This is a genomic window from Nocardiopsis sp. iso_238 (assembly GCF_056173325.1).
Genome location: NZ_CM149668.1, coordinates 371,886 through 396,111, shown reverse-complemented (window position 1 = coordinate 396,111; position 24,226 = coordinate 371,886). Strand labels below are relative to the sequence as shown.

Genomic DNA, 24,226 nt, shown 5'->3' with positions numbered 1-24,226 from the left:
GGGCCTGTGAGCGCGCCGTTCCCGGGTTCAGGGACCGGTTTCGGGCTCCACCTCGATGGTGGTGACACCCCTCACCTCGAACTCGCCCCGCCCTCCGGTCAGCTCCGCGAGGCGGACCTCGAATCCGGGCAGCTCGGCCTCGGGCAGCGCCACCTCGATCCGGACCCGGTCCTCGTAGGCGACCTCCCGGACGGTAAGCGAGGAGTCCCGCAGGTCGCTCTCCAGTCGGCCGCCGAGGACGTAGTCGGCGAACACGTCCACCACCAGGAGCTGGCGCCGCTCCAGCAGGCCGAACTCCTCGACGGCCGCGGAGACCGCGTTGCCGTAGGCGCGGATGAGCCCGCCCGCACCCAGTTTCGTCCCACCGAAGTACCGGGTGACCACCGCGACGGTGTCGGTGATCCGACGGTGGCGCAGTACCTCCAGCATGGGCACCCCGGCGGTCCCTGCGGGCTCGCCGTCGTCGCTGGACCGCTGGACCCCGCCGTCGTCACCCAGGACGTAGGCGGTGCAGTTGTGGTTCGCGCTCCAGTGCTCCTTGCGGCGCTCGGCGATGAACGCGCGGGCGGCGTCCTCACCGTCCACCCTGGCCATGGCGCAGATGAACCGGGACTTCCTGATCTCGATCTCGTGTTCGCCGCCGCGCTTGATCGTTCTCATGTCGCCTGTTCAGAAGGGTTCGTGGTGGGACGCACCAGTCTGCCATCCCCGGAGGGGACGGCCTCCCCCGCCCGCTCTGCTGGTACGGTCCCCTCACCGGAGGGACCCAGGAGCGCGCCGGGAGCCCCCGCCGCGGGGGCCGGGCGCGCGGTCGCGCCCTCACGGGGGCGGCGCCGACCCTCCGACACCCACCACAGTTGCCGCACTCGTAGTTATCCCACATGCACTTTGGGTAACGTTGCGGACAGCCACAGCACTGATCACCGGGGAGTCCCGACATGCGCACCACGCCACCCGCCGTCGGTCTGGTCCTGACCGCCCTTCTCGCCACCGGGTGCACCCAGGGCGCGCCCTCCACCAGTGACGGAGCGGCCGCCACGGAGAACCCCGCCGTCCAGCCGACCACCTCCCCGAGCGTGACCGCGTCGATCTTCCTCCCGCCGGGCGAGAGCGCCGGGGCGATCACCTACGACGAGACCGCGGTCCCCGAGGGGGCCACCGCGGACGTCCAGGTCCGCGTCCAGGACGGTTCCACGTTCGTGCAGTTCACCGGGACCGGCCTGGAGGCGGACCGGGACTTCGGCGCCCACGTGCACACCCGCCCGTGCGGTGACGACCCCGCCGACGCCGGGCCGCACTACCAGAACGAGGTGGACCCGGCGGCGACGGAGGACGAGCCCTCGGCCGACCCCGAATACGCCAACCCCGAGAACGAGGTCTGGCTGGACATGACCACCGACGACAACGGCAACGCCTTCATCACCTCGACGGTGGACTGGGAGTTCCGCGAGGGCGAGGCGCACTCCCTGGTGCTGCACGACGAGCACACCTCCACCCACGAGGGGCACGCGGGCACCGCCGGGGACCGCCTCGCCTGCGTGACCGTCGAGTTCTGACGCCCGCGGACGGTCCCGGCGGCGATCAGTCCGGGAGCACCCTGCGCAGCACCACCTTCTCCGCGAGCGCCCAGGTCGTGGAGGCGAACAGGTAGATCCCGGCGGCCAGCGGCACGAACGCCGCGATGACCACGGTCGTGAACTGCATGTAGGACAGCGCGGCGAGCATCGGGGGCTGCGCGGGGTTCTCCCTCATCATCGGCAGCACCACGTAGCGGCGGTTGGCCCAGGCCACCACGGCCAGGAGCACCAGCAGCGCGGCGAAGACCGGGGGGACGAGGGACCCCTCGACGCTGGTGACCAGCGTGGAGCCCAGCTCGATCCCGCCGAAGGTATGGGCGAGCAGCGGCTCCTCCCCCGGTCCGGCTCCGATGAACAGCCCGTACAGGGCCACGACCAGCGGGATCTGCACGAGGCCCGGCAGGCAGCCCGCCAGCGGCGAGGTGCCCGCCTCCGTGTAGACCTTGCGCTGTTCCGCGAGCATCCGCTCGGGGTTCTTCCCGTGGCGTTTGGTGATCTCCGCGAGCCGGGGCGCGATCCGGGCGCGCTGCTTCTCCGCGCGCACCTGGGCCACCCCCAGGGGCAGGAGCAGGAGGCGCACGGCGACGGTCAGACCGACGATCGCCAGCCCCGCAGCCAGGGCCCCGGCGAGCGGGGTGAGGGTGGAGGTGAGGGCGGAGAGAACCGCCGAGAGCATGCTGATGACGGCCGCGATCGGCCCGAAGGTGTACAAGGTCGGGACCCTTCGTCTGGGTGGAATGTTCAGACGTCAGGCCGCTCGGAGCCGAGCCACGGCGGAGCGCGCGAGGGCGCGTCAGGGCGTGGGTCAGCGAGCGGCCGGAAGGGCCGCGCCGGGGGCTCGGGGACGCGGTCTGCCCGCCGCGTCGGGGTCGCACAGGGTGAGGACGGGGAGCTTCCTGGCTCTTCGGCGCATCGCGTGCGCCGTGCCGGTGGCGGTGTCGCCCACCGGCCACAGGGCCGTGCCGCGCAGGGCCAGCCAGGTCAGGGCCGCACCGACCGCCACGACCAGCAGGGTCAGGGCGGCGCCCTCCACACCGGGGAGCGGGAGGTCGGCGGGGAGGAAGCCGAGGGCGAGGAATTCGAAGAAGGGCAGCAGGTACTGCACGCGCGCCCTCCCTTCCCATCCGTTGGCACCATCGTACCCAAGCCCTCACCAGCGCGACGAAGGCACCGTCCACCCTGTGGAGAAATCCGCCGACACTCCGCCGTGGCTCCCCACCTTTCGCGTGATCCTGTAGCTAAATGACACAGAGTAACCATCTCCGCACTCGGCAGCGCCCTTCGGTGCCCGTCCGCGTCTCCAGTACCTGTGCCTCAAGGGCTCGCGCGAGCCCGGTGAAAAGGGGAATCCCGTGCCGATCCGCCCTGCCAACCTCGCCACCATGTCCGCGACCATCGCCGGAGCGATCTCCGGGATGGCCAGCAAGGAGGAGACCGCCCCGGTGCGGGTCACCTTCGAGTCCGGCCACGAGCAGAACGTGGAGAACGGCGGCTGCCGTGTCCTGGAGACCGGCCAGGGCGGGGTGGTCGAGATCGAGGGCGAGTCCCGGTTCGCGCTCTTCGCCGGCAACAGCTGTCAGGGCAGCCGCAGCCTCGCCTCCGGTCAGGGCTCCGTCCGCTTCGGCACCCCGGTCCTGGCCGGGGCCATCGTCATCGGCTAGCCGTCGGCGCGGATGCCGGGGACCCCGTCCGGGACCCGGTCGAGGGTGTCCCCGCGGGAGCGCAGCACCTCGCCCGCCGCGGCGTGCCCCAGGCTCAACCGCCGCTCCGGTGTGAGGCCGTCGAGCAGGCCCGACAGGAAACCGGCGGCGAAGGCGTCACCGGCGCCGACCTCCTCCACCACGTCCACCGGCGGGGCGGGCACGAACACCGTGTCCGCCCCGTCGAAGCTCGTCGCCCCCCGCCCGGAGTCCTTGACCACCAGGGTCGGCACCTCCGGGAGGACCGCCCGGACGTCCTCCACGGCGGGGGTGCCCCACAGGCGTTCGGCCTCGTCACGGCCGACGAAAACCACGTCGGCGCGGCGGGCGAGGTCCAGCAGCACCGGCCCGGCCTCGCGGGCGTCCCAGAGGGCGGGCCTGTGGTTGACGTCGAAGCAGCGCAGCGCGCCGTTGCCGGACCGCCGGTCGAGGAGGTCCCGGACCAGCGCGGCGGCCCGCGAGGACAGCGCGGGGGTGATCCCGGACAGGTGCACCAGCCGGGGACCCCGGGACCACACCTTCTCGCCGTCCGCCACGGACATCATCGAGGCCGCCGAGCCCCTTCTGTAGTACAGGACCCCCGCCCCGCCGGGAGCCGTGTCCTTCACGTACAGGCCCGTGGGGAGGTCCGGGTCCACCTCGACACCGCGCACGTCCACGCCGCAGCGGGCGACGGCGTCGGTGACCATCCGCCCGAAGGGGTCCGCGCCCACCCGGCTGACCCAGGCCGAGCGGTGGCCGAGCCGGGCCAGGGCCATCGCCACGTTGGACTCGGCGCCGCCGGTGCCCACCGTCAGACGGGCTCCCTCGGCCAGGGCCTCGGGTGAGGTGAGCACCGCCATGGTCTCCCCCACGCACACCGCGTCGATCCGGGTCATCGGGCGTTCCTCCGAACGGATCGGCCGGGGAGGCGGTCGGTGCGGCGCCCGTCCCGGACGGTGAACTCCCCGGCGATCATGACGTGCTCGATCCCCACGGGGGTCTGACGGGGCTCCTCGTAGGTGGCGGGTGAGTTGACGGTGTCGGGGTCGAACACGGCCAGGTCAGCGACGGCGCCGACCTGGATGACCCCCCGTTCCGCGAGGCCGAGCCGCTGGGCGGGCCGTGAGGTGAGGTGGCGGACGCACTCCTCCAGGCTGAGCAGGCCGAGCTCGCGCACGTAGTGGCCGAGGTAGCGGGGGAAGGTGCCCCAACCGCGCGGGTGGGGCCGTTCTCCGACGAGGATGCCGTCGCTGCCCGCCGTGTGCGCGCCGTGGCGCATGATCGTGCGGATGTTCTCCTCGTTGCCGACCTGGAGGAGGCATCCGCTGCGGAGCTCGTCCGCGATGAGGAGGTCGACGAACACCTTCCCCGGCGCCTCGTCGCGGTCCCTGGCGAGGTCCGAGACGGAGGAGCCCACCGCCCAGGACAGCGCGGGGTCGGCGGTCCCGGTGACCACGAGGGTGGTCCAGTCCATGGGGACGCCGTGGTTGCCGTCCGTGCCCGCCTCCTCGATCTCCCGCAGGACGCGGGTCCGGGTGGCGGGGTCGCGCAGGCGGGCGAGGGTGGCGGCGGTCCCGCCCTCCTGGGCCCAGGAGGGCAGCGGGGCGGCGAGGTAGGTGGCGCTGGCCCGGTAGGGGTAGGTGTCGAGGGTGACGTCCAGGCCGTAGCGGACGGTGGCCTCGTCGATGGCGTCGAGCACCTCGGGGGCGCGGCCCCGGTTCTGCGGGAAGTTCACGTGGCAGTGCGCGAGGTGGAGGGGCACGTGGGCGCGGCGGGCCACCTCCAGGCACGCCTGGTAGGACTCCACCACGCGCGAACCGTAGTTGCGGTGGTGGGGGCAGTAGTAGCCGCCCGCCGCGCGGACGGGTTCGAGGAGGGCGACGATCTCGTCGTCGCTGGCGTACATGCCGGGGGTGTAGGTGAGCCCGACGGAGAGTCCGTGCGCGCCCTCGGCCATGCCCCGGGCGACCATCGCGCGCATGCGGTCGATCTCGGCACCGGTGGCGGGGCGGTCGTCGTTGCCCAGGACCGCCATGCGGACGTTGCCCTGGGGGACGAGGTAGGCGGCGTTGGTGGGGGAGCCGCGGTCGATCAGGTCCAGGTACTCACCGACCCCGCGCCAGGAGTAGTCGAGTTCGGGGGTCCCGTTCCACGCGGCGATCTGTTCGCGGATGGGTTCGGCGGTGGCGTCGGTGACGGGCGCGTATCCGAGCCCGTCCTGACCGAGCACCTCCAGGGTGACGCCCTGGAGGACCTTGGCCTCGTGGGCGGGGTCGGCGAGCAGGGCGAGGTCGGAGTGGGCGTGCATGTCCACGAACCCCGGGGAGACGGCGAGGCCGGACACGTCGACGACCTCACCGGTGGTCCTGGCGCTCCCGGGTGGGACGATGTGGCTGACGCGGCCGTCGCGCAGGACGAGATCTGCGTGGCGGGAGGGCCCGCCGGTGCCGTCGATCACCCGACCTCCGGCGAGTACGGTCTCGGGCTGCACTGTTCCTCCGTTCGGGGTCCCCGACCCCCGTTCGGCGGTTCCGCCGTCGGAGGGTCGGTGTGGCCCAAGATACGCTTCAGGAAAGATAATTGGTAACTTTGTTGCCAATAAATGTGCTCGCGGGCCGCCCGCGTGACCGCACGATCCCCGGCGCGCACGGGAGCACGCGAGACCCGACCGAAGGAGACGCATGTCCAAGAAGGCGGTCCAGACCGACAAGGCCCCCGTTCCCGCCGGTGCCTACAGCCAGGGCGTCGTGGCGGGCGGCTTCCTGTACACGGCCGGGTTCGGCCCGCAGGACCCCGAGACCGGCCGGGTGGCGCCGACCGTGGGCGAGCAGACCGCGCAGGTGCTGGCCAACGTCGCCGCCGTGCTCGCGGAGCACGGCCTGACGCTGGACGACGTCGTCAAGTCCACGGTCCACCTGGAGAACCTCAAGGCGGACTTCCCGGAGTTCAACGCGGTCTACGAAGAGCACTTCACCGCCCCCTACCCGGTCCGCACCACGGTGGGATCGGACCTGGCCAACATCCTGGTCGAGATCGACGTCGTCGCCAAGCTCCGCGACTGACCGGCCCGCCTCGGGCCGCTTCCCGGTCGTGTCCCGATCGCGTCCCGGCCACCCGCCCCGAGGGCCGGAGCCCCGGCGGGCGCCCCGGGTACGCACCAGGCCGACCGGCCGCCCCCGACATCGGCTCCCCGGGGGCGGCCGGTCCCCCCGCGGGACCCCGCACGGCCCGGTCGGCCCGAGCGAGCACCCCTAGGCCCGACGGCGCGCCCGCACCACGAGGTCGTGGACGGTGTAGATGGTCCCGTCCAGAACCTGCTCGGAGGGACGCGCCTCGTTGACGAGCACGTCCCACTCCCCCTCCATGAGCGCGGCGGTCACCGCATCACCCTCGTAGAACAGCTCCGGGTACGGCGGACGCGGCACCCCCGCCTCCAGATCGCTGGGGTGGTGGGCCACCACCAGGAGTTCCCCGCCGGGCGCCACCGCGGCCGCCAGGTCCGCGAACAGCAGCGCCCGGGCGTTCGGGTACAGGTGCATGAACTGGACCGTGACCAGCTCGTACTGGGGGGACGGCGGGGCCCACCGGGTCACGTCCGCACGCAGCCAGGTGATCCGCTCCGCCACCCCCGCGCCCGCCTCCACCGCGTGCGCCGCCGCGCGGTCCAGCGCCACCGACGAGATGTCGACCGCGGTCACCCGCCAGCCGCGCGCGGCCAGCCACAGGGCGTCCGCGCCCTCACCGGCGCCGACGTCCAGCGCCCGCCCGGGCCGGACCCCCTCGATCTCGCTGACCAGGTGCCGGTTGGGCCGCCCGCTCCAGATCCGCTCGCTGGAGCGGTACCGCTCGTTCCAGAACTCCTCGTCCATCTCCTCGGACAGGGAACCGTACTCGTCGGCCATGTCGACCACCTCCGCCCCCAACTCTGCTCAGCCGGACGCGGTGAAGCGAGTTCCCTTGCCGAACCGGCAAAGGAGTCCCGTGAAAGGGGTGGAGAAGCCGGGCCGTAATTTCACATAAACCACAGAACTCAGCACCCTTCACATGAATCCCACCGACCGTCCGCAAATCCCCCCGGTGACACCAAAGGACGAAGAAACATGATCATCTGGCGCGGCTGGGGCATTCTGGTCCTACTCATCGCTGCGGCCATCGCCGTACCCTGCGGCGTCATCGCCGGGCACCTCATGGGTTCCCAGGCGTCCGGCCTGGGCGGTGCCGTCGGCTGTGTCCTCGCCGCGGTCGCCGTCCACTTCGTCGGCCGGAAGCTGAACGCCCCCAAGCAGAGCTTCCACCCGGCCACCGGGCAGCCCATCGAGCACCGCAACGCGCACACGCTCTTCTTCGTGCCGATGCAGTACTGGGCGTTCATCCTGCCGGTCGTCGCGGTCGGCGTCGCCGCCACCGCCTTCCCGCTCTAGGGAGTGTTTTTTGGATGCTTTCGCCGGTGGCGGCGGAGCCGCCATCGATGCGAGCGGCCGTCGCCCCTACTGTGCACTGCTACGCAAGCTCCGCAGCCTCGCACAGCGGGGGCCCGGCAATCTCTCGCAAGACGATGAGTGAAGCTGCCCCTACTGTGCGCTGCTACGCAAGCTCCGCAGTGTCGCACAGCGGGGGCCCGCCCGGGTTTGGCTGTCCGAGCTTCATCGGCGCAGTGAGAGGCAGCCTGGTGGTCGCGAGCGCGGAATGATCCAAAAAACACGACCTAGGGCGGGGACTCCCGGGCCTCACGGCCCGGGAACGCCCCCGCCCCTCCTCTGCCTGGGAGGGGCGGGGCGCGTCAGAGGCGCGGCCTGGGACCGGCCGCCTCAGGAACCCTCGGGCTCCGGTTCACCGAAGTCCTTCAGGCACAGCTCCAGCAGGGCCAGGACCCGCTCCTTGAGCTGTTCGCGGTCGTGCGCCCGCAGCGCGCCCGCCCCCTCCACGCGGCGCACCCGGCCCACCCCCAGCAGGACGGCGGCCACCAGCGACGCGTGCACGCGCGCGTCCGGTCCGCCCAGGTAGACGGCGAGGGGATCGATCAGCGCGCTCTTGAGACGCCCCTGGTAGACCGACTGGAGGTCGGGGTCACCGGCGGAGTCGTCCAGCGAGAGCTGCAACGGGGTGCCCTCGCCGTGCAGGCGGCCGACGGAGTGCTCCGCCAGGCGCACCGTCAGGTCCTCGGGGGCACCCTCCTCGATGAGCCGGGGAAAGACGCCGTCCTCACGCAGGATCTCGGTCAGGAGACCGGCCTTGGAGCCGAAGTAGCGGTTGATGAGCGCGACGTTCACCCCCGCGTGCGAGGCGATCTTGCGCGAGGAGACCGCGCCGTACCCCTCACTGGTGAACAGTGTCTTGGCGCTGGCGAGAATGCGCTCCCGGGTCGCCTCACGGCCACGCGTCGGCGCCTCCGCACCGGTTCCGGTCTGTTCCGGACGCTCCATCTGCACACCCCTTGGTGGCCGTGATTCTGGCTTTCAGTACTCCAGGTTGACACCTGGGTACACCCCACGCATACCGGAAGCGTCGGAGAGATACCGATTTGACAGGTCAACAGCGTTTACATATACCTGACGTGGATGCTTGCCCCCGGTGTGCTTGCCGTGGGGCTTTCGTGCGTCCGGAATCGGGGGCCTCATGGAACAGTCAGTGCAAGGGACATCCACCGCACGGGGCTCCTCCCCCGGAACCGCCCCCCAGGACCTCACGGCCCCCGGCCCCCTGCCCGAACCCGCGACCGAGTACCCCCCGCGCCAGGTCGTGCGGCGGATCATGGTCGGCCTGGTGCTGGCGATGCTCACCTCGATGCTCACCAACTCGATCATCGGCACCGCGCTGCCCACGATCATGGGCGAGCTCGGCGGGCAGGACCGGCTGGCCTGGGTGGCGACCGCGGCCCTGCTGACCATGACCGCCTCCACCCCCGTGTGGGGCAAGCTCTCGGACATCTGGGGGCGCAAGCTCCTCTTCCAGATCGCCCTCGGCGTCTTCATCGTCGCCTCGCTCGCGGCGGGGTTCGCGCAGGACATCAACTGGCTGATCGCCGCCCGGGCGCTCCAGGGCCTCGGGGTCGGCGGCCTGGCCACACTGCCCAACATCATCCTCGGCGACGTCGTCTCGCCCCGTGAGCGCGGCCGCTACAGCGGCCTGATCGGCATGGTGTTCGGCGTCTCCACCGTGCTCGGACCGCTGGTCGGCGGATTCCTGGTGGACAGCCCCCTCGGCTGGCGCTGGTGCTTCCTCATCACCGTCCCGCTCGCCGTGGTGGCCTTCGGCGTCATCCAGTTCATGTTCCGCATGCCGTTCACGCCGCGCCACCGGCCCACCGTGGACTGGCTGGGCGCGGGGCTCATCTTCAGCGCCGCCAGCACGGTGATCGTCCTGCTCAGCCTGGGCGGCACGCAGATCCCGTGGAACTCCGCCCCCGCGTACGCCATGGGCGCCGCCTCGGTGCTGCTGACCGTCGCCGCCGTCCTGGTCGAGCGCCGCGCCAAGGAGCCGATCATCCCCACCCGCCTGTTCCGCGACCGCACCTTCGTGCTGGCCTCGGCTGGCTCGGTCACCGTGGGCATGATGATGTTCGGCCTCATCATCTACATGCCGCAGTTCCTCCAGATGGTGCACGGCATGACCCCGACCGTCTCCGGTCTGATGACCCTGCCGCTGGTGGCCTCGTTCCTGCTCACCTCGATCGGCTCCGGCTTCGCGATCAGCGGGACCGGCCGGTGGAAGGCCTACCCCGTCGTCGGCATGGTGCTGTGCGTGGTCGGGTTCGTCGTTCTGAGCCTGACCCAGTTCGACACCGGGCTGACCACGGTGGTCGTGGGGCAGATGCTGGTGGGCCTCGGGTTCGGCCTCAACATGCAGATCCTGCTGCTGGCCACCCAGAGCTCGCTGCCGGTGCGGGACATGGCCTCGGGAACCGCCTCCGTCACCTTCTTCCGCAACCTGGGCGGGGCCATGGGCGTCGCCGCCTTCGGCGCCGTCATGGTGAGCCGCCTCAACGCGGAACTCGCCACGGCCGCGACCGCCGCGCAGGAGGCGCTCGTTGTGGACACCGCGAACGGCACCGACTCGGGCGCCCGTGAACTGACGGTGGGGCTGGAGCAGGCCGCCGAGTCCGCGCAGGGCTCACCGGAGCTGGTGCACTCGCTGCCCGGCCCCGTGCGCGACGTGGTCGTGGGCGCCTTCGACCACGCGATGCAGGGGGTGTTCGTGGCCGGGATCCCCATCGCCGCGCTCGGCCTGATCGCGGTCTCGTTCATGAAGGGCGTGCCGCTGCGCGGTGGCGGGCCCAAGCGGGCCCGGAGCGCGGACGCCGCGGAGGAGTAGCGGGCCGGGGTCACGGGCCGAGTGCGGCGCCGGGGCTCAGAGGTAGCGGCGGAAACCCGCGGCGGAGGTGTCGAAGCCCAGGGCGGCGTAGAAGAGGTGCGCCCCCTGGCGGCTCTCGTGCGAGAGCAGCTCGATCTTGTAGCAGCTCGCGTGCGCGGCGCGGTCCACCGCGTCCTCCATGAGCGCCCGGCCGATGCCCTGGAGTCTGGTGTCGGGATCGACGACGAGGTTGTCCACCACCGCCCAGGGCTGGGCGTCATGGGTCAGGTTGGCCACCACCAGCAGGTCCAGGGTCCCGATGATCTGGCCCCGGCGCTCCGCCACCAGCACGGTGCGGTCGGGGTCGTTCTCCATACGGGTCCAGGCGCGTACGGCGGCGGAGGACATGCGAACATGAGCGCTCTGCGTGTGGGTGGTGTCACCGAGTTCGCGCAGGAGACGCAGGATCGCACCGAGGTCGGACCGTATGGCCGCGCGGATAATCATGGCTGTCGGCATCGTAGCCGACAGCCTGCGACAAGGCGGACGTCACCCTACAACTGACCACAAAACACCAAGGGCGGGACTGGCCGGTCCCGCCCTCGTGACACACCCGCCGGACGCCGGTCCGGCGCCGTGTCAGGGCTTGCGGATGATCCGCACGCCCTCGTCGTTCGCGGGCGGCTGCTGCTGCCCGCCCTCGGGCCGACGGTACACGCCGGTGATCCCCGGGTCACCCCCGGTCGCCTCCGCGGGCGGAGCCGCCGGAGCCTGCTGCGGACCGCTCGGCTGCTGGTAGGGCTGCCCCGGGGCCGGAGCGTCGAAGCGGGCACCCTGCGGGGGCTGCGGAGCGACCGCCCTGGGCTCACCGCCCTTGCCCTCGTCCTGCCTGGGGGCCTGCTGCGCCTCGGGCTTGGGAGCGTCCTGCTGCCCCTGCCCCTGCCCGGGCTTCGGGAGCGGCGCGATGCGCACGGTGGCCTGGTCCGGTTCCTGCTGGAGCGGGGGAAGCTTGGTGGTGGCCTCCTCCTTGTGCTCCGGCTGGGCGGCGGGCTTGGGAGCCTCGGGGGCCTTGGCCTCCGGAGTCTTGGCTTCGGGAGCCTTGGCCTCGGCGGGCTTGTCCTCGGCGGGCTTGGCCTCGGCGGGCTTGGCCTCGGAGGCCTTGTTCTCGGGGGCCCGGTTCTCCGGCTTGACCGCTGGCTTGGGCCGCACCGGGTTCTGCTGGCCGGGGTGCTGCTGGCCCGGGTTCTGCTGGCCCTTGGGGGCCTCGGCCGGAGCGGGCGCCGTCTCCTCGCGGGACAGGCCGGTCTCCAGGGCACCGGCCTTGTCCTCGGCCGTGACCAGGTCGGCCAGCGTGGAGTGCATGTCCTTCAGGCGGCGCAGCGCCTCGGCGTGCGTGGCCGTCAGCGTGGCCAGACGACGGTCGGCCGTGTCGTGGATCTTCTTGGCGCGGGCCTCGGCCTCGCTCAGGCGGCGGTCGCCCTCCTGCTTGGCCTGCTCACGGAGCTGGTCGGCCTCCTTCTTGGCCCCGCCCACCATCTCGTTCGCCTCGGAGCGCGCGGCGGAGACGATCCGCTCGGCGTGCTCCTCGGAGTCCTTGCGGTGCTTGGCGACCTCCTCCTGGGCCTTCTTCTGGGCCTCCTTCACCTCGGTCTCGACCCGGGAGCGACGCTCCTTGGCCTCCTCCTCGGCGATGCGGAGGATCTCCGCCATGCGCTCGCTGATCTGCTCGTGCTCAGGCTTGACCTGGGCCTTCTCGCGGGCGATCGCGAGGTCGCGCTTGTACTGCTCCAGTTCGTCGTCCATACGCTGGAGACGCTCACGGAGGTCCTTGAACTGATTGTCCATTCGGACGTAGTAGTCGTCGACGTGCGCCTTGTCGTAGCCGCCCTTGCGCACCGTCGGGAACCGGTCTTGTTGCAGTCCGCCGCCCGGCAACATATCGCTCATGTGCCTTTCATGTCCTTATACACCGTTGCTGCACGTCGCAGATGGTGAGAGATGGTGAGAGTCGCCCCGTACCCATGTGACGCCGGAGCACCCGTCGGACCGTTCGGTCTGGCTCGCCCGCGGATGCCCCCGTCGAGCTCCGGCTCGGCACGATGAGGGGCACCGGCCGAGAGCGGAGCGTGACGCCGTGGGCACCGTCCAAACGACCAAGGTAGGCACGTGCTGCGTCACGGCGTCAAGAGCCGTGACGGGTACATCGCCGTGCGGACCCTGGTCACGTTCTTACTAAGGTATGCGCGATCATCCCCGTACGGGGGCGTAGCGGTCAACTTCCTACCCTCCGACCCCAGGGGACCCCCAGCGAGAGGACCCACGCATGGACAGCGCGACCGACGGACCCGTGATGGAGCCGCGCCCGGAGGCGAGGATCGGCGGTGCTCCCTTCGGTGAACCGGAGATCCATCCCACAGCCTGGATCGCCCCCGGAGCCGTGGTGGTGGGACGCGTCCGCCTGGGCGCCGAGAGCAGCGTCTGGTACGGATCGGTCCTGCGCGCCGACACCGAGGACATCGTGGTCGGTGAGCGGGTCAACATCCAGGACCAGTGCGGGCTCCACTCCGACCCGGGCCAGCCCGCCGTCCTGCACGACGACGTGAGTCTCGGGCACAAGGCGATGGTGCACGGCGCCGTCGTCGAGGAGGGTGCGCTGATCGGCATCGGCGCGATCGTGCTGGGCGGCGCGCGGGTCGGCCGGGGCGCGCTGGTCGCCGCCGGGTCGCTGGTCGCGCCGGGCAAGGTCGTCCCGCCGGACACCCTCTGGGCCGGGGTCCCCGGCAAGGTCGTCCGGGAACTGAACGACGACGACCGCCTCGTGCTGGAGCACACCCCCACCGCCTACGCCGCCTACGCCGTCCAGCACCAGGACGTCATCTGGCGCTGACCTCCCCGGGCGGCGCCGACACGCGGTGGACCCCGGTGCGCGGGGGCTCCGCGTACCGGGCCCCGTTCCGTGTGCGGGGAGGCGACGGATCGGCGGTCGCCCGTGGTTCGCATGGGGGAGGACCCGCTTTCCCTCCCCCCAAGGGGATGTGGGCCACTGGCTAACCCGGATGATCCCGTCACTGGCCCACAAGAGTCATGCGCTCCGGGGCCCGGCGGCCCTAACCTGGAAGTCCTCTCTCCTTGTGGGATCGGTTCCGTCGCGCCGCGCCCGCATCGCCCCGACGCGCGGGGCGGCCGTCCTGTCCTGCGACAACGGGTGCCCCCGGGAGGTGAGTGGTGGTGAACGGCCTGGGTGTGGACGACCGGCTCCACGACCACGTCGCGTTGGACGAGATCGAGCTGTACGCGGAGGTCCTCATCGCGGTGGCCGACACCGACCGCCAGCTCAGTCCCGCCGAGATCGACCGTGCGCTGGGCCTGACCAGGACTCCCCTGGCCAGCGAGGCCGTGGCCCCCTCCGGAGGCAACGGCGTCAGAGAGACCGCCGACGGCGAGAACCCCCCGGTCTCGGCGTCCGAAACCGCCGCGCCGGACGGAGGGTCCCGGCACGGAGCCCACGCCTCCAGGATCCCCGCTCCCACCAGGACGAAGCGGCCGCGCGGCGGGTCCGCCCCGGAGACGCCGTCCGAAACCAGGTACGCGGGATCGGTGCCCCCGGCCCGTGACGGCCACCGCCCGCCCACCTTCGTCCTCCCCGTCCACGGCGAGGTCCCGAACGGCGCCTCGGCGTCGCATCCGCTGTGTGACGTGGTCCTGCCGCACTTCGTGCCCTGGCGCGCCTGGCACCTCTGAAGTCACACCCGCCCCCACGGAACCACTCGCCTCCGTTTCGGAAACCGAACCGTCCGGAATCGGCCTGATCCGGCCACGTTCGTCCCGCTCCGCGTCGACTCGTACTGGGTACTCCCCTAGTGGGCCCCTCAGCCCACAGAACGGCCAGCAGCCCTCAGGAGCCGAGATGCACGCAGGACCCGACAGGCCGGAGCGCGAGGACGAGCGCTCGGACCCACGCGCCCCAGCGGACCGCCATCCTCGCCGCGTCGTGGGCGAACCCGACAACGCGCGCCGTGTCACCCTCACCGTCGCGCTCGTGGTGACCTTCCTGTTCCTCCTGGTCACGGCCGGAGGCATCGGTTGGTTCCTGTCCAACGGAAGCGGCACGGGGACCCAGGACGACGCCGCCTCGGACGACACGGCGGAGGAGACGGAACCGACCACGGGGTCGGGTCCCCCGCCCGGCGACGAGGGAACCGTCACGGACTCCAGGTCGGGGCTGGCCTACGTCCTGCCCGGTGAGGGGTGGGCCCGGCTCGGAGACGACCAGGTTCCGGCGGAGTACTCCTCGTACACCGTGTTCGGCTCCGAGGACGATCCGGACGCCATGATCGTCACCGGCACCGAGGAGCTCGGCCCCCTGGAGCCCATCGCGGCCACCGGGTTGTCCCTGGCCACGGAGATGGCCGGGGAACTGGTCGCCGGGGGCGCGGACCTGCGGATCGAACCCTCCGAGGAGACCACCCTGGGCGAGCGCCCCGCCTTCGGTGCCACCCTGGGCGACGCCTCCGACGGGAACGGCTACGGGCGGTTCCTGGTGATCCAGGTGACCGACGACCGGGGCGCGTTCATGCTCGGCCTCAACACCAGCGGCGGCGAGGAGGCCACGGCCGGGATCGACGCCGCCTTCGACACCCTGGGCACCGTCTGACCCCACGGCTCCCCGGACGTTCCGCGGCGCCCCGGTCCAGGGCGCCGCGGAACAGGGGCGGCGGTCAGAACGGGATCACGGCGCGGAGCAGGAAGCCGCCGTCCCTGGTCCTGGCCCTGGACAGGCTCCCGCCAGCCAGGGCGACCCGCTCGGAGAGCCCCGCCAGTCCGTTGCCGTCGCTTCCCCCGACTGCCTCGTCCTTCGCTGTGTCGTTGTGCACCTCCACCACCAGGCCCCTCGACACGTTCGCTCCGTCCCGGGTGAGCCGGAAGCTGATCTGGCACTCCTCCGCGTCGCTGTGCCGCATCACGTTCGTGCCGCCCTCGCGGACCACCCAGGCGGCCAGCCCGGCGGCCTTCGGCGGGAGCTCCAGTCCTTCGAGACCGGTGACGACGGTCCGGGTACCGCCCGACTCCAGGACCGCGCCGACCGCCGCGACCTCACCCTCCAGATCGACCTCCCGGTCACCGCTCACCGCGGACCGCATCTGCTGGAGCGCCTGACCGGCCAGCCCCTGGACCTCGGCCATCTCGGTGACGGCGCGGTCCGGGGCGCGGTCCACGAGCCGTCCGGCCAGCTGGGCCTTGACGGCCAGCGCGGAGAGGCTGTGCCCCAGCAGGTCGTGCATGTCCCGCGCGAAGCGGAGCCGCTCCTGGGTGACCGCCAGCTGGGCGCTGGCCCGCTGCCCGGCCACCGCCTCACGGCTGATGTCCCACAGCCAGATGGTGCCGAAGGTGCTGAAGGCGAAGGTGAAGGCCACGAGCACCGCGCCGTACCAGAGCAGTCCGTAGACGAGGGGGTTGATTCCGTTCGGTTCGAAGAAGGGGCCGAAGGTCGGGATCAGCGGGAGGGGGGAGAGCAGCAGCAGGGCGCTGACCAGTGCCCCGGGCCAGCGGGTGGTGAAGAAGATCCCGGTGCCCCACCAGGCACCGATCATGATCAGCACGATGGGCGGGTTGTTCAGGAAGACCGCGCTCAGCAGGAGCAGGGCCACGGAGGTCCACCACAGCCTCGGGCTGGGCCGCCGGTTGCCGTCGATCCGCTCCTGGAGCAGCCGGAGGAGCAGGCAGGCGACCACCACCGCGAGGAGCGCGCCGACCACGGAGGTCCAGAGCGGCAGACCGTACTCGGAGCTCAGGGGCAGGTCCACGAGGGCCAGCCCCACGATCAGCAGGCTGTTGAACCCGATCAGGCCCATGATGATGCGTCGGGAGAGGCGTACCCGCCGGTCGTTGGCCACGTCGCTGAGCAGGTCCGGGTCGTCCTCGGGGGACGGCGGCCCGTCCGTTCCGGAGTCCTCGGGGACGACCGGCACCGGCACCGGCCCGGCGGCGACCGCAGGCATGGGCGGGCCCGCCCCGTTCCGGCCGCTTCCGGTCGGCTCGGGGACCGGCTCCGTCAGGGGCAGAGCCGCCCGGAGGAGGAAACCGCCGTCGTCCGTCCGGGACGCCGTCAACGTTCCGCCGACCCCGGCGATCCGCTCGGCGAGCCCGGCCAGCCCGCTGTCGGACCCCACCCCGTCCGGGACGGCCTCCCGTGCCCGGTCGTTGGCCAGTTCCACGACCAGCTCTCCGTGGCCCGCCCCGGGCACCACAGTGAAGACGATCCGGCAACGCTGGGCGCGGCTGTGCCGCAGGACGTTGGTCCCGCCCTCCCGCACCACCCACGCGGCCAGGGCGGACGTGTCCGCCGGAAGGTGCGGGTCGGCCAGCCCGGAGACCGTCGTGGTGGTCCCGTTGGCCTCCAGGACCGCGCGGACCGAGCCCACCTCCGCGTCCAGATCGATGTCCCGGTACCCGCGGACCACCGAGCGCACCTGTCTCAGCGTGGCCCGTGCCAGCTCGTGGACCTGGCCGATCTCCCGCTTCGCCGTCTCCGGGTCGCTCCGGACGTTCCTCCCCGCGTGCCCGGCGCCGATGCGCAGGGCGTCGAGCCGGTGCCGGAGCAGCTCCCGGATCTCGTTGGTGAAGCGGAGCCGCTCACCGTCCACCGCCAGCCGCGCGCGGGCCTGCTGGCCCTCGGTCACCTGCCGGATGCCGTCCCACAGCCAGACCGTGTAGAGGCAGCCGAGCCACAGGAAGCCCGCCCAGACGAGCATGAACAGGCTGTGGCCCACGAGACTGGAGGAGAACCCCGGGAACCCCGGCGGGTCGTCCGGGCCCGGCAGCAGCGGCATCCTGATCGGGCTGATCAGCGCGCTCACCGCCACCACCACGACGGCCCCGGCCGAGAGGCGCAGCAGCCCCCTCCGCGAGGTCAGGAAGGCGAACAGCACCCCGGCCGAGGCGCAGACGGCGAGAACGCTCGTGGTGTGCCAGAGGAAGAGGCACAGGACCGCGAGCAGGGCGACGGTGTTCCGGAACAGGTTCCGGTCCGGCCGGTGTCTGCCGTCCAACCGGTCCCGGATCATCCGGAACATCGCCAGCGCGCACAGCACGGAGGCGACGAACAGGACGACGGTCCGGGCCACGGCGAGCACCAGGACGTACGTGGGCTGGCCTCCGAGCATGTCCTGGGCGTAGACGAGGTCCACCAGGAGTCCGGTCCCAGCCCAGAAGGGAACCAGGAACGGGAACGCGGCCATGCTGAACAGGCAGTACAGCCGGGCCCGGCGGATCCTCCGGGCGAACCCCGCGCTCATCCCCGGTGGTTCGTGCGCCTCCGCGCCACGGCCCGTGGCCGCCGTGGCGGCCCCGGATCCCGGCACCGCCACGGGCGCCACGCGCCCGCTCCGCTCCACCACGTCCGCCTCCCCGCGTCCCCCGTGCCTGCTTCCAACGTAAGGCCGGAGCGACCCCCCGGAGCCGTTGTCCACAGGCCGGATCTCCCGTCGGCTCCCGGCACGGCGGAGCCGGGAGGCCCCGTCCCGGCCGCCCGGCTCCGCCCCTCCGGTGCCAGCCCTAGGGCTGGCGCGGGTCCCACTTGAAGTAGCGGCGGACCAGCAGCGACAGCACCACGATCCAGGCCAGCATCACGCCGATCGACGGCAGAGCGCTGCCCCACAGGGCGGCGGCGCCCACCGCCTCCGCGGCCTCGTACCCGCCGAACACGTCGTAGCCGGTGAAGGCGGCCTGCGCCATCTCGGCGGCCGGGGCGACCGGAAGGACCTGCGCGACCATGCGGACGGGCTCGGGCATCAGTTCGAGTGGAAGGAACACCCCGCCGGTGATCAGGAGCCCCATCATGGGGACCACCGAGAACATCTGCGCCGACTCAGCGCTGCGCACCAGCGGCGTGATCAGCAAGCCCACGAGGGTCATCGCGACGGAGCTCAGCAGCACCGCGACCACCAGCATCACGGGGTCGGCGGGCAGGTTGCCCCCGAAGGCGGCGACCGCGCCGAGGACCAGGGCGGTCATCGCCAGGGAGAACAGGACGACGACCACCGTCACGCCGCCGAAGATCGCCGTCTGCGGGATCCCGCTCACCCGGAGCCGCTTGAGGACCAGCGACTCACGGCGCGCGGCGAAAACGTTCGAGGGGTGCCCGATCCCCAGCATCAGACCGATACCGATGACGGCCGACGCCAGCGCCAGTTCGTGGGTGGTGAAGCCCCCGAAGGCCGGCGCGCTGGGCGTCGACAGCATCGGCGCGAAGAGGACCAGCGGCAGCACCAGGTACATCAGCGCGGTCTTGTACCGCACGAAGAGGGTGAACTCGGTGCGGGCCAGGCGCAGGGTCCGCTTCAGGGTGCCGGGCGCGGTCCGTTCGGCCGCACGGGCCGGGGGCCGGGTGGTGGTCGTGCTCATGGAGTCTCTCCTGGTTCTGGTGCCGGGGTCGCGCTGCGGCGCGTGGTCCCGGTGACGGGGTGGGTTCGCGAGGGCGGGTGCCGTCCGGGTCGGGCGGCGTGCCCGGCCTGCTTCCTCAGGTGAGGAGGTCGGCGGCGCCGTCCGCGACCTGGAGGAAGACGTCCTCCAGGGAGGCGCCGCGCACCTGGAGGTGCTGGAGGACGACCCCCTGTTCGGCGGACCACGCGACCAGCGCGGCGACGGCGCGGTGGGCGCGCTCGGCCACGTCCCCGCCCGTGACCGTGTAGGTGGCCCACAGCTCCTGGTCCCGGGTCTCCACCTCGATCGAGGCTCCGGCCACGTCGGGCAGGTCGGAGGTGCGCACGTCGCCGGGGAGCAGGAAGCTGACCCGGTCGCCCCAGCCCGCGAGCACCCCGGACAGGGTGCCCTCCACCCGGATCTCGCCCCGGTGCATGATGGCGAGCCGGTCCGCGAGGCGCTCCGCCTCCTCCAGGTAGTGCGTGGTGAGCAGGACCGCCACCCCGCTCTCCTTGAGGTCGTTGATGATCCGCCAGGTCTCGTGCCGCGCCTCGGGGTCCATGCCGGTCGTGGGTTCGTCGAGGTAGAGGACCTCGGGCCGGGTGAGCAGCGCCGAGCCCAGGTCCAGGCGGCGCTTCTGCCCGCCGGAGAGCTGGCGGACGCGGAGTGCGCGCTTGTCGGTGAGGTCGATCAGCTGGAGGATCTCCTCGACGTCCCGGGGCGAGGCGGCGAGGTCGCTGGTGAGCCTGAGGCTCTCGTCGACGCTCAGGTCCTCCATGAGCCCGCTGCCCTGGAGGACGGCGTTGACCCGCTCCCGCACCCCGGCGGGCTGGCCGAAGGGGTCCTGCCCGAAGACGCGGACCGTTCCGGAGCTGGGTCGGCGGAAGCCCTCCAGCGTCTCGATGGTGGTGGTCTTCCCCGCGCCGTTGGTGCCGAGCAGGGCGAAGAGCTCGCCGGGGCGGATCTCGAAGGAGACCCCCCTGACCGCCTCGAAGTCGCCGTAGCGCTGGTGGAGGTCGCTGACGACCACGGAGGGACCCGTGGTCGACGTGGGGTCCTGGGTGGCGGCGGCCGGTCCGGTGTGCTCTGTCGTCGTCATGGCCCCAGAGTCCCGCGAACCGGGCCCCGGCTGACAGACGTCGCTGTCACCCGTCACTGATGACACTTCATCCGCCCCCGTCGCTGACAAATGTCATCCCGGGGCCCCGTCCGCGTTCCGTCCCCTTGGTCCGGCCCCCTCCGCCGGGCCACGGGAACACGGCCGCGCCCGTACGTGCCCCTTCGACAACTCACCTACGGACGCGGCCGACGCCACCGGCCGGGGCCGCGCCCGTCGACACGATGTCGGGCGCGGCCCCCCGGCGGTCACCAACGTTCTACACGACTCCGATCGGGCGCGTCCGTGGAATGTGGCAATTCCCGGCGCCGGGATTCCGAACTCCCGAGTATTGGTTGCCTTCTTCTTGGGAAACATCGTCCCGGGGGTGCCATCTCCGCGTTGGGCGCAGACCGAACGCCGGTGCGAATGACATCGGCGGCCCTACGCCCGGCGCCCCCGCTGATCAGGCAGGACAGGCATGCTCGCCACCCCAGGGAAATGCGATCCACGGGGCCGATCCCCGGTCGGGGAAATGGCGTGCCGACATCTCCACGGAATTCCTTCACCCGGAGAAAGACACTGGTCAGGGCCACCCCCGAAGGAACGATCCCCCTCCGAACCGCCTTCCGGGACCAAGGACACCAATCGTGCACAGACCGTTTCGCTCCCGACCCGTTCGAGACGCGCACAACCGGGCTCCGGGCTCCGCCGCAGCCCCGGAGGGTCGTCCCGGTTCAGCCGGCGACCAGGCGGACCGCCGACTCGACCGCCGCGCGCTGAGGGGCCAGGTCGGCGCCCTCCGGCAGGCGGGCACAGGTGAGCCACAGGCCGTCCACGAGCACCATCAGCAGCTCCGCCGCGGCCTCCGGCTCCTGCCCGGAGGCGAGTTCCCCCTGGTCCCGGGCGTACTCCAGGACGGCGCGCAGGTTCGCCCTGGCCTGGGCGTCCAGCTCGGCCAGCACTCCGGCGAACACCGGGTCCACCGCCGCGCGGGCGTAGTAGGCGGCCCAGATCCGTGTCTGGGCCCAGCGCCGCCCGTCGGTGGGCAACAGGTCCAGGAGCACCAGCCGCAGGCCCTCAGCGACGGTGAGCCTCTCCGGCCCGACCCGGAACCGGCCGAAGCGGGCGGTCACCTCATCGACGGAGGCGCGCAGCGCGAAGTGCAGCAGCTCGTCCTTGGTGGCGAACTCCCGCTGCACCGCCCCGGCGGACAGCCCCGCCTCGGCGGCGACCACCCGGACGCTGACGCCCTCAAGCCCCTCCCGGGCGGCGATGCGGTGGATCGCCTCAGCGACCCGGCCCCGTCGGGTTTCCCTGTCTACGACCTTCGGCACACCGTCATTCTGGCACAGGACCGCCGCCTTGGAGCCCGCGTATCGGTACGGTCGTATCGCCAAGGGTCCGTCCCCCGGACACGCGAGAGGGGGCGGGGTGCTCGTGGCACCCCGCCCCCTCGAACGCGGATCGCGACCCCGCCGGGACTCACCCCGGCGCGGGAAGGACGCTAGGCGTCGGCGGTCTCCTTCTCCTCGCCGCCCGCGGCCGGGTTGTCACCCTTGACCGAACGGAGCAGCAGCTGGGAGACGTCGACGACCTCCAGCGACTCCTTGGCCTCGCCCGCCGACTTCTTCTCGTTGATCGCGTCACCGAGCATGACCTGGCAGAACGGGCACGCGGTGGAGACGGTGTCCGGGTTGGTGGTCAGCGCCTCGTCGACACGCTCGGTGTTGATGCGCTTGCCGATCCGCTCCTCCATCCACATGCGGGCGCCGCCTGCGCCGCAGCAGAAGCCGCGCTCCTTGTGGCGGTGCATCTCCTGCGTCTTGACGCCGGGCACCTGCGCCATGATGTCGCGCGGGGGCGTGTACACCTTGTTGTGGCGGCCCAGGAAGCACGGGTCGTGGTAGGTGATGTTCTCGTCGATCGAGTTCACCGGGGTGAGCTGCCCCTCCTCGACCAGCTTGGCCAGCAGCTGGCTGTGGTGGATGACCTCGTAGGTCCCACCGAGCTGCGGGTACTCCTTGGCCAGCGTGTTGAAGCAGTGCGGGCAGCTGGCCACGATCTTCGTGACCCCGGCCTCGTTGAGCGTCTCCACGTTCTGCTGGGCCAGCATCTGGAAGACGTACTCCATGCCGAGGCGGCGCGCCGGGTCACCGGTGCAGGCCTCCATGCCGCCCAGGACGGCGAACTTCACGCCCGCGATGTCCAGCAGCTCCGCGATGGCCTTCGTGGTCTTCTTGGCGCGGTCCTCCAGGGCACCGGCGCAGCCGACCCAGAACAGGTACTCCGTGCCCTCGGGGAGCTTGTCCTCGACGACCGGGACCTCGACCGGGTTCTCCTGGGAGGCGAGCTCCTCGATCCAGTCCATGCGCCGGTCCTCGGCCATACCCCAGGGGTTGCCCTTGTTCTCAAGGTTCTTGAGCAGGGTGTTGGCCTCGGACGGGAAGTTGGACTCGACCATGACCTGGTAGCGGCGCATGTCCAGGATGTGGTCGATGTGCTCGATGTCGACCGGGCACTGCTCCACGCACGCACCGCAGTTGGTGCAGGACCACAGCTCGTCGGGGTGGATGACGCCACCCTCCTCCTCGGTGCCGACCAGCGGCTTGTTGAGGAGGGCGAGGACGTCGACGCCCGCGTGGCTCTCGTCGGGTGCCTCCGCGAGGGTCTCCTCGGTGATGCCCTTGAGGAGGTACGGGGCCTTCTCGTAGGTGTGCTTCTGGAGGTCGAGGATGACCTTCTTCGGGGAGAGGGGCTTGCCGGTGTTCCAGGCGGGGCACTGGGACTGGCAGCGGCCGCACTCGGTGCAGCTGGTGAAGTCGAGGAGGCCCTTCCAGGTGAAGTCCTCCAGCTTGCCCGCGCCGAACGGGTCCTCGTCCGGGTCGGCCTCCTCGAAGTCGAGGGGCTTCTTTCCGGAGGCGTCCATCATCTGCTTGGCGGCACCGAGGGTCGGGGTGCCGTCCGCGTTGCGCTTGAAGAAGATGTTGAACGGCGCGACGAAGCGGTGCCAGCCGATACCCATGGTGAGGTTGAAGAACAGGACCACGAAGAACAGGTAGCTGATGATCAGCTTGAACGCGGCGACCAGAGCGATGGCGGGCTCGGCCACGGCCGCGTCGCTCGGCAGGATCGTGCCGACGGCGTGGGAGATCGGGGTGGCCCAGGCCGGGAAGGGGAAGTCACCGATGGCGACCTTGAGGCCGCGGATCACGAAGATCGAGATCAGCAGGCCCCACAGATAGGCCTCGACGTAGTACGCGGTCCACGTCTTGGAGTTGTAGAAGCGGGAGTCCCGGCCCTTGCGGTGGGGGCCGTTCAGCAGACGGTAGATCGTCAGACCCACGATGCCCGCGAGGCTGGTTGCGGCGATGAACTCGATCGCCAGGCCGAAGACCGTCCAGTCGTAGATGACCGGCAGCTTGAAGTGCGGGTCGAAGACCTCGCCCTGGGCCTCGACGACCGTGAAGAACAGCAGCGGGAACGAGACCATCACGAACCAGTGGGCCACACCGACCCACGGCCGCTTGAGCATCCTCGTGTGTCCGAGGATCTCGATGAGCGTCATCGTGAGCCGCTTGCCCAGCGACTCCGTGCGCTCCGGCTCCACCGCTCGGCCCACACTCACGGTTCGCCAGATCTGGTAACTGCCCAGAGCGAACGTGGCAAGCGCGGCCACGGCGAAGACCGAGGTGATGATGCCCAGCGTCAAGTACAGAGGATGCATCGTCCGTGGCCTCCCATCCTGCTTCTGTCACCCGGTGCGCCACACACCGGTGGTCCTATTGATGTTACTAGCGAGTAATAGCACGGCGGCCACCGGCCCGGAGCCCAACCACGCGGCGGCGGGTGCCACCGTAGCCAGTCGCGACGCGACCTCCCTCACGCGGGTGCGCCCGAGCCTCCCCGAACACACCGCGCACTCCTATCAAAGCGGACCGGGGGCACGGCGCGGGCCACCCGGCCCCGGACCGGACCGCGGCCGTGTCGCGACACCCGACCGCGCGACACACCCCGGAGGGCGACCCCGAGACACCCCCGGCGCCCCTGGTTTCCAGGTCAAGGATGTCCCCGAGTTGTCCCGGGGTTCACCCACTCCCCTCGTGAAATCACCCCAGGTCGGGAACATCCCCGCGAGGCCACCCGTTGTCAGGTCGTAG

At 71.5% G+C, this 24,226-nt stretch carries 22 protein-coding genes; 8 read left to right on the top strand and 14 right to left on the bottom strand.

All coding sequences use genetic code 11. The features are described 5' to 3' along the window. Positions 1-27: 27 nt before the first annotated feature. Positions 28-660: a YigZ family protein gene (locus AC0VYL_RS01805; RefSeq protein ID WP_475458412.1), complete on the bottom strand. Its 633-nt coding sequence runs from the start codon at positions 658-660 to the stop codon at positions 28-30. A 278-nt stretch (positions 661-938) separates the two neighbouring features. Between AC0VYL_RS01805 and AC0VYL_RS01800 the strand changes: the two genes are divergently transcribed. Further along, entirely contained in the window at positions 939-1,556 is a 618-nt protein-coding gene (locus AC0VYL_RS01800) for a superoxide dismutase family protein (protein WP_475458409.1), read from the top strand. 25 nt (positions 1,557-1,581) lie between these two features. Here AC0VYL_RS01800 and AC0VYL_RS01795 read toward each other — a convergent pair whose 3' ends face one another. Both AC0VYL_RS01795 and AC0VYL_RS01790 read right to left on the bottom strand, forming a co-directional pair. Continuing rightward, on the bottom strand, positions 1,582-2,289 hold the full coding sequence (locus tag AC0VYL_RS01795; protein ID WP_475458407.1) for a YidC/Oxa1 family membrane protein insertase: 708 nt from the start codon (positions 2,287-2,289) through the stop codon (positions 1,582-1,584). Positions 2,290-2,382: 93 nt separating this feature from the next. Continuing rightward, a complete protein-coding gene (locus AC0VYL_RS01790) occupies positions 2,383-2,682 on the bottom strand; it encodes a DUF6412 domain-containing protein (protein WP_475458405.1) in 300 nt (99 codons plus the stop codon). Between the two features lie 247 nt (positions 2,683-2,929). Here AC0VYL_RS01790 and AC0VYL_RS01785 point away from each other — a divergent pair, with 247 nt between their 5' ends. Further along, positions 2,930-3,238: a hypothetical protein gene (locus AC0VYL_RS01785; protein WP_475482128.1), complete on the top strand. Its 309-nt coding sequence runs from the start codon at positions 2,930-2,932 to the stop codon at positions 3,236-3,238. On the opposite strand, the gene AC0VYL_RS01780 is transcribed toward AC0VYL_RS01785, so the two are convergent. Continuing rightward, on the bottom strand, positions 3,235-4,155 hold the full coding sequence (locus AC0VYL_RS01780) for a sugar kinase (protein WP_475458401.1): 921 nt from the start codon (positions 4,153-4,155) through the stop codon (positions 3,235-3,237). The two genes, AC0VYL_RS01785 and AC0VYL_RS01780, sit on opposite strands and share 4 nt — an antisense overlap. Then, on the bottom strand, positions 4,152-5,750 hold the full coding sequence (locus tag AC0VYL_RS01775; protein WP_475458398.1) for an N-acyl-D-amino-acid deacylase family protein: 1,599 nt from the start codon (positions 5,748-5,750) through the stop codon (positions 4,152-4,154). Before AC0VYL_RS01775 ends, AC0VYL_RS01780 begins: the two co-directional genes overlap by 4 nt. Positions 5,751-5,940: 190 nt before the next feature. On the opposite strand from AC0VYL_RS01775, the gene AC0VYL_RS01770 reads away from it, so the two are divergent. Then, complete coding sequence (locus AC0VYL_RS01770; protein WP_475482127.1) at positions 5,941-6,321, top strand: RidA family protein; 381 nt, start codon at positions 5,941-5,943, stop codon at positions 6,319-6,321. 189 nt (positions 6,322-6,510) lie between these two features. Here AC0VYL_RS01770 and AC0VYL_RS01765 read toward each other — a convergent pair whose 3' ends face one another. Beyond that, positions 6,511-7,161, bottom strand: coding sequence for a class I SAM-dependent methyltransferase (locus AC0VYL_RS01765; RefSeq protein WP_475458396.1), 651 nt, complete (start codon positions 7,159-7,161; stop codon positions 6,511-6,513). 198 nt (positions 7,162-7,359) lie between these two features. Between AC0VYL_RS01765 and AC0VYL_RS01760 the strand changes: the two genes are divergently transcribed. Then, on the top strand, positions 7,360-7,680 hold the full coding sequence (locus AC0VYL_RS01760; protein WP_475482126.1) for a hypothetical protein: 321 nt from the start codon (positions 7,360-7,362) through the stop codon (positions 7,678-7,680). 387 nt (positions 7,681-8,067) lie between these two features. Here the strand turns inward: AC0VYL_RS01760 and AC0VYL_RS01755 are convergent, their stop codons facing one another. Beyond that, positions 8,068-8,682, bottom strand: coding sequence for a TetR/AcrR family transcriptional regulator (locus AC0VYL_RS01755; RefSeq protein ID WP_475482125.1), 615 nt, complete (start codon positions 8,680-8,682; stop codon positions 8,068-8,070). Between the two features lie 193 nt (positions 8,683-8,875). Between AC0VYL_RS01755 and AC0VYL_RS01750 the strand changes: the two genes are divergently transcribed. Further along, positions 8,876-10,570, top strand: a complete 1,695-nt coding sequence (locus tag AC0VYL_RS01750) for an MDR family MFS transporter (RefSeq protein ID WP_475482124.1) — start codon at positions 8,876-8,878, stop codon at positions 10,568-10,570. A 36-nt stretch (positions 10,571-10,606) separates the two neighbouring features. Here AC0VYL_RS01750 and AC0VYL_RS01745 read toward each other — a convergent pair whose 3' ends face one another. Then, a complete protein-coding gene (locus tag AC0VYL_RS01745; protein ID WP_475458388.1) occupies positions 10,607-11,056 on the bottom strand; it encodes an N-acetyltransferase family protein in 450 nt (149 codons plus the stop codon). Positions 11,057-11,188: 132 nt separating this feature from the next. Further along, positions 11,189-12,487: a cell division protein DivIVA gene (locus AC0VYL_RS01740; protein WP_475483449.1), complete on the bottom strand. Its 1,299-nt coding sequence runs from the start codon at positions 12,485-12,487 to the stop codon at positions 11,189-11,191. Positions 12,488-12,872: 385 nt separating this feature from the next. Here AC0VYL_RS01740 and AC0VYL_RS01735 point away from each other — a divergent pair, with 385 nt between their 5' ends. The 3 genes from AC0VYL_RS01735 to AC0VYL_RS01725 all read left to right on the top strand — a co-directional run bounded on the left by AC0VYL_RS01735 (position 12,873) and on the right by AC0VYL_RS01725 (position 15,203). Continuing rightward, the gene (locus AC0VYL_RS01735) at positions 12,873-13,436 is read left to right on the top strand and encodes a gamma carbonic anhydrase family protein (protein WP_475458386.1); all 564 of its coding nucleotides are present in this window, start codon (positions 12,873-12,875) and stop codon (positions 13,434-13,436) included. A 341-nt stretch (positions 13,437-13,777) separates the two neighbouring features. Beyond that, complete coding sequence (locus AC0VYL_RS01730) at positions 13,778-14,290, top strand: hypothetical protein (RefSeq protein ID WP_475482123.1); 513 nt, start codon at positions 13,778-13,780, stop codon at positions 14,288-14,290. Positions 14,291-14,456: 166 nt separating this feature from the next. Next, positions 14,457-15,203, top strand: a complete 747-nt coding sequence (locus AC0VYL_RS01725; protein WP_475482122.1) for a hypothetical protein — start codon at positions 14,457-14,459, stop codon at positions 15,201-15,203. A 64-nt stretch (positions 15,204-15,267) separates the two neighbouring features. Here the strand turns inward: AC0VYL_RS01725 and AC0VYL_RS01720 are convergent, their stop codons facing one another. The 5 genes from AC0VYL_RS01720 to AC0VYL_RS01700 form a co-directional block, all read right to left on the bottom strand. Beyond that, positions 15,268-17,946: a sensor histidine kinase gene (locus tag AC0VYL_RS01720; RefSeq protein WP_475482121.1), complete on the bottom strand. Its 2,679-nt coding sequence runs from the start codon at positions 17,944-17,946 to the stop codon at positions 15,268-15,270. Between the two features lie 157 nt (positions 17,947-18,103). Beyond that, positions 18,104-18,952 (bottom strand): ABC transporter permease, encoded by an 849-nt coding sequence (locus tag AC0VYL_RS01715; protein ID WP_475458378.1) that lies wholly within the window; start codon positions 18,950-18,952, stop codon positions 18,104-18,106. Between the two features lie 115 nt (positions 18,953-19,067). Beyond that, on the bottom strand, positions 19,068-20,069 hold the full coding sequence (locus AC0VYL_RS01710) for an ABC transporter ATP-binding protein (protein ID WP_475458375.1): 1,002 nt from the start codon (positions 20,067-20,069) through the stop codon (positions 19,068-19,070). A 734-nt stretch (positions 20,070-20,803) separates the two neighbouring features. Beyond that, a complete protein-coding gene (locus AC0VYL_RS01705; protein WP_475482120.1) occupies positions 20,804-21,403 on the bottom strand; it encodes a TetR/AcrR family transcriptional regulator in 600 nt (199 codons plus the stop codon). A gap of 170 nt (positions 21,404-21,573) precedes the next feature. Next, positions 21,574-23,793, bottom strand: coding sequence for a (Fe-S)-binding protein (locus AC0VYL_RS01700; RefSeq protein ID WP_475458371.1), 2,220 nt, complete (start codon positions 23,791-23,793; stop codon positions 21,574-21,576). Between the last annotated feature and the right edge of the window lie 433 nt (positions 23,794-24,226).

Excerpts from the sequence above, each read along its gene's own strand:
- AC0VYL_RS01805 (WP_475458412.1), bottom strand. The coding sequence starts at position 660 with ATGAGAACGATCAAGCGCGGCGGCGAACACGAGATCGAGATCAGGAAG.
- AC0VYL_RS01800 (WP_475458409.1), top strand. The coding sequence starts at position 939 with ATGCGCACCACGCCACCCGCCGTCGGTCTGGTCCTGACCGCCCTTCTC.
- AC0VYL_RS01780 (WP_475458401.1), bottom strand. The coding sequence starts at position 4,155 with ATGACCCGGATCGACGCGGTGTGCGTGGGGGAGACCATGGCGGTGCTC.
- AC0VYL_RS01770 (WP_475482127.1), top strand. The coding sequence starts at position 5,941 with ATGTCCAAGAAGGCGGTCCAGACCGACAAGGCCCCCGTTCCCGCCGGT.
- AC0VYL_RS01765 (WP_475458396.1), bottom strand. The coding sequence starts at position 7,161 with ATGGCCGACGAGTACGGTTCCCTGTCCGAGGAGATGGACGAGGAGTTC.
- AC0VYL_RS01760 (WP_475482126.1), top strand. The coding sequence starts at position 7,360 with ATGATCATCTGGCGCGGCTGGGGCATTCTGGTCCTACTCATCGCTGCG.
- AC0VYL_RS01755 (WP_475482125.1), bottom strand. The coding sequence starts at position 8,682 with ATGGAGCGTCCGGAACAGACCGGAACCGGTGCGGAGGCGCCGACGCGT.
- AC0VYL_RS01750 (WP_475482124.1), top strand. The coding sequence starts at position 8,876 with ATGGAACAGTCAGTGCAAGGGACATCCACCGCACGGGGCTCCTCCCCC.
- AC0VYL_RS01745 (WP_475458388.1), bottom strand. The coding sequence starts at position 11,056 with ATGATTATCCGCGCGGCCATACGGTCCGACCTCGGTGCGATCCTGCGT.
- AC0VYL_RS01740 (WP_475483449.1), bottom strand. The coding sequence starts at position 12,487 with ATGTTGCCGGGCGGCGGACTGCAACAAGACCGGTTCCCGACGGTGCGC.
- AC0VYL_RS01735 (WP_475458386.1), top strand. The coding sequence starts at position 12,873 with ATGGACAGCGCGACCGACGGACCCGTGATGGAGCCGCGCCCGGAGGCG.
- AC0VYL_RS01725 (WP_475482122.1), top strand. The coding sequence starts at position 14,457 with ATGCACGCAGGACCCGACAGGCCGGAGCGCGAGGACGAGCGCTCGGAC.
- AC0VYL_RS01715 (WP_475458378.1), bottom strand. The coding sequence starts at position 18,952 with ATGAGCACGACCACCACCCGGCCCCCGGCCCGTGCGGCCGAACGGACC.
- AC0VYL_RS01710 (WP_475458375.1), bottom strand. The coding sequence starts at position 20,069 with ATGACGACGACAGAGCACACCGGACCGGCCGCCGCCACCCAGGACCCC.
- AC0VYL_RS01700 (WP_475458371.1), bottom strand. The coding sequence starts at position 23,793 with ATGCATCCTCTGTACTTGACGCTGGGCATCATCACCTCGGTCTTCGCC.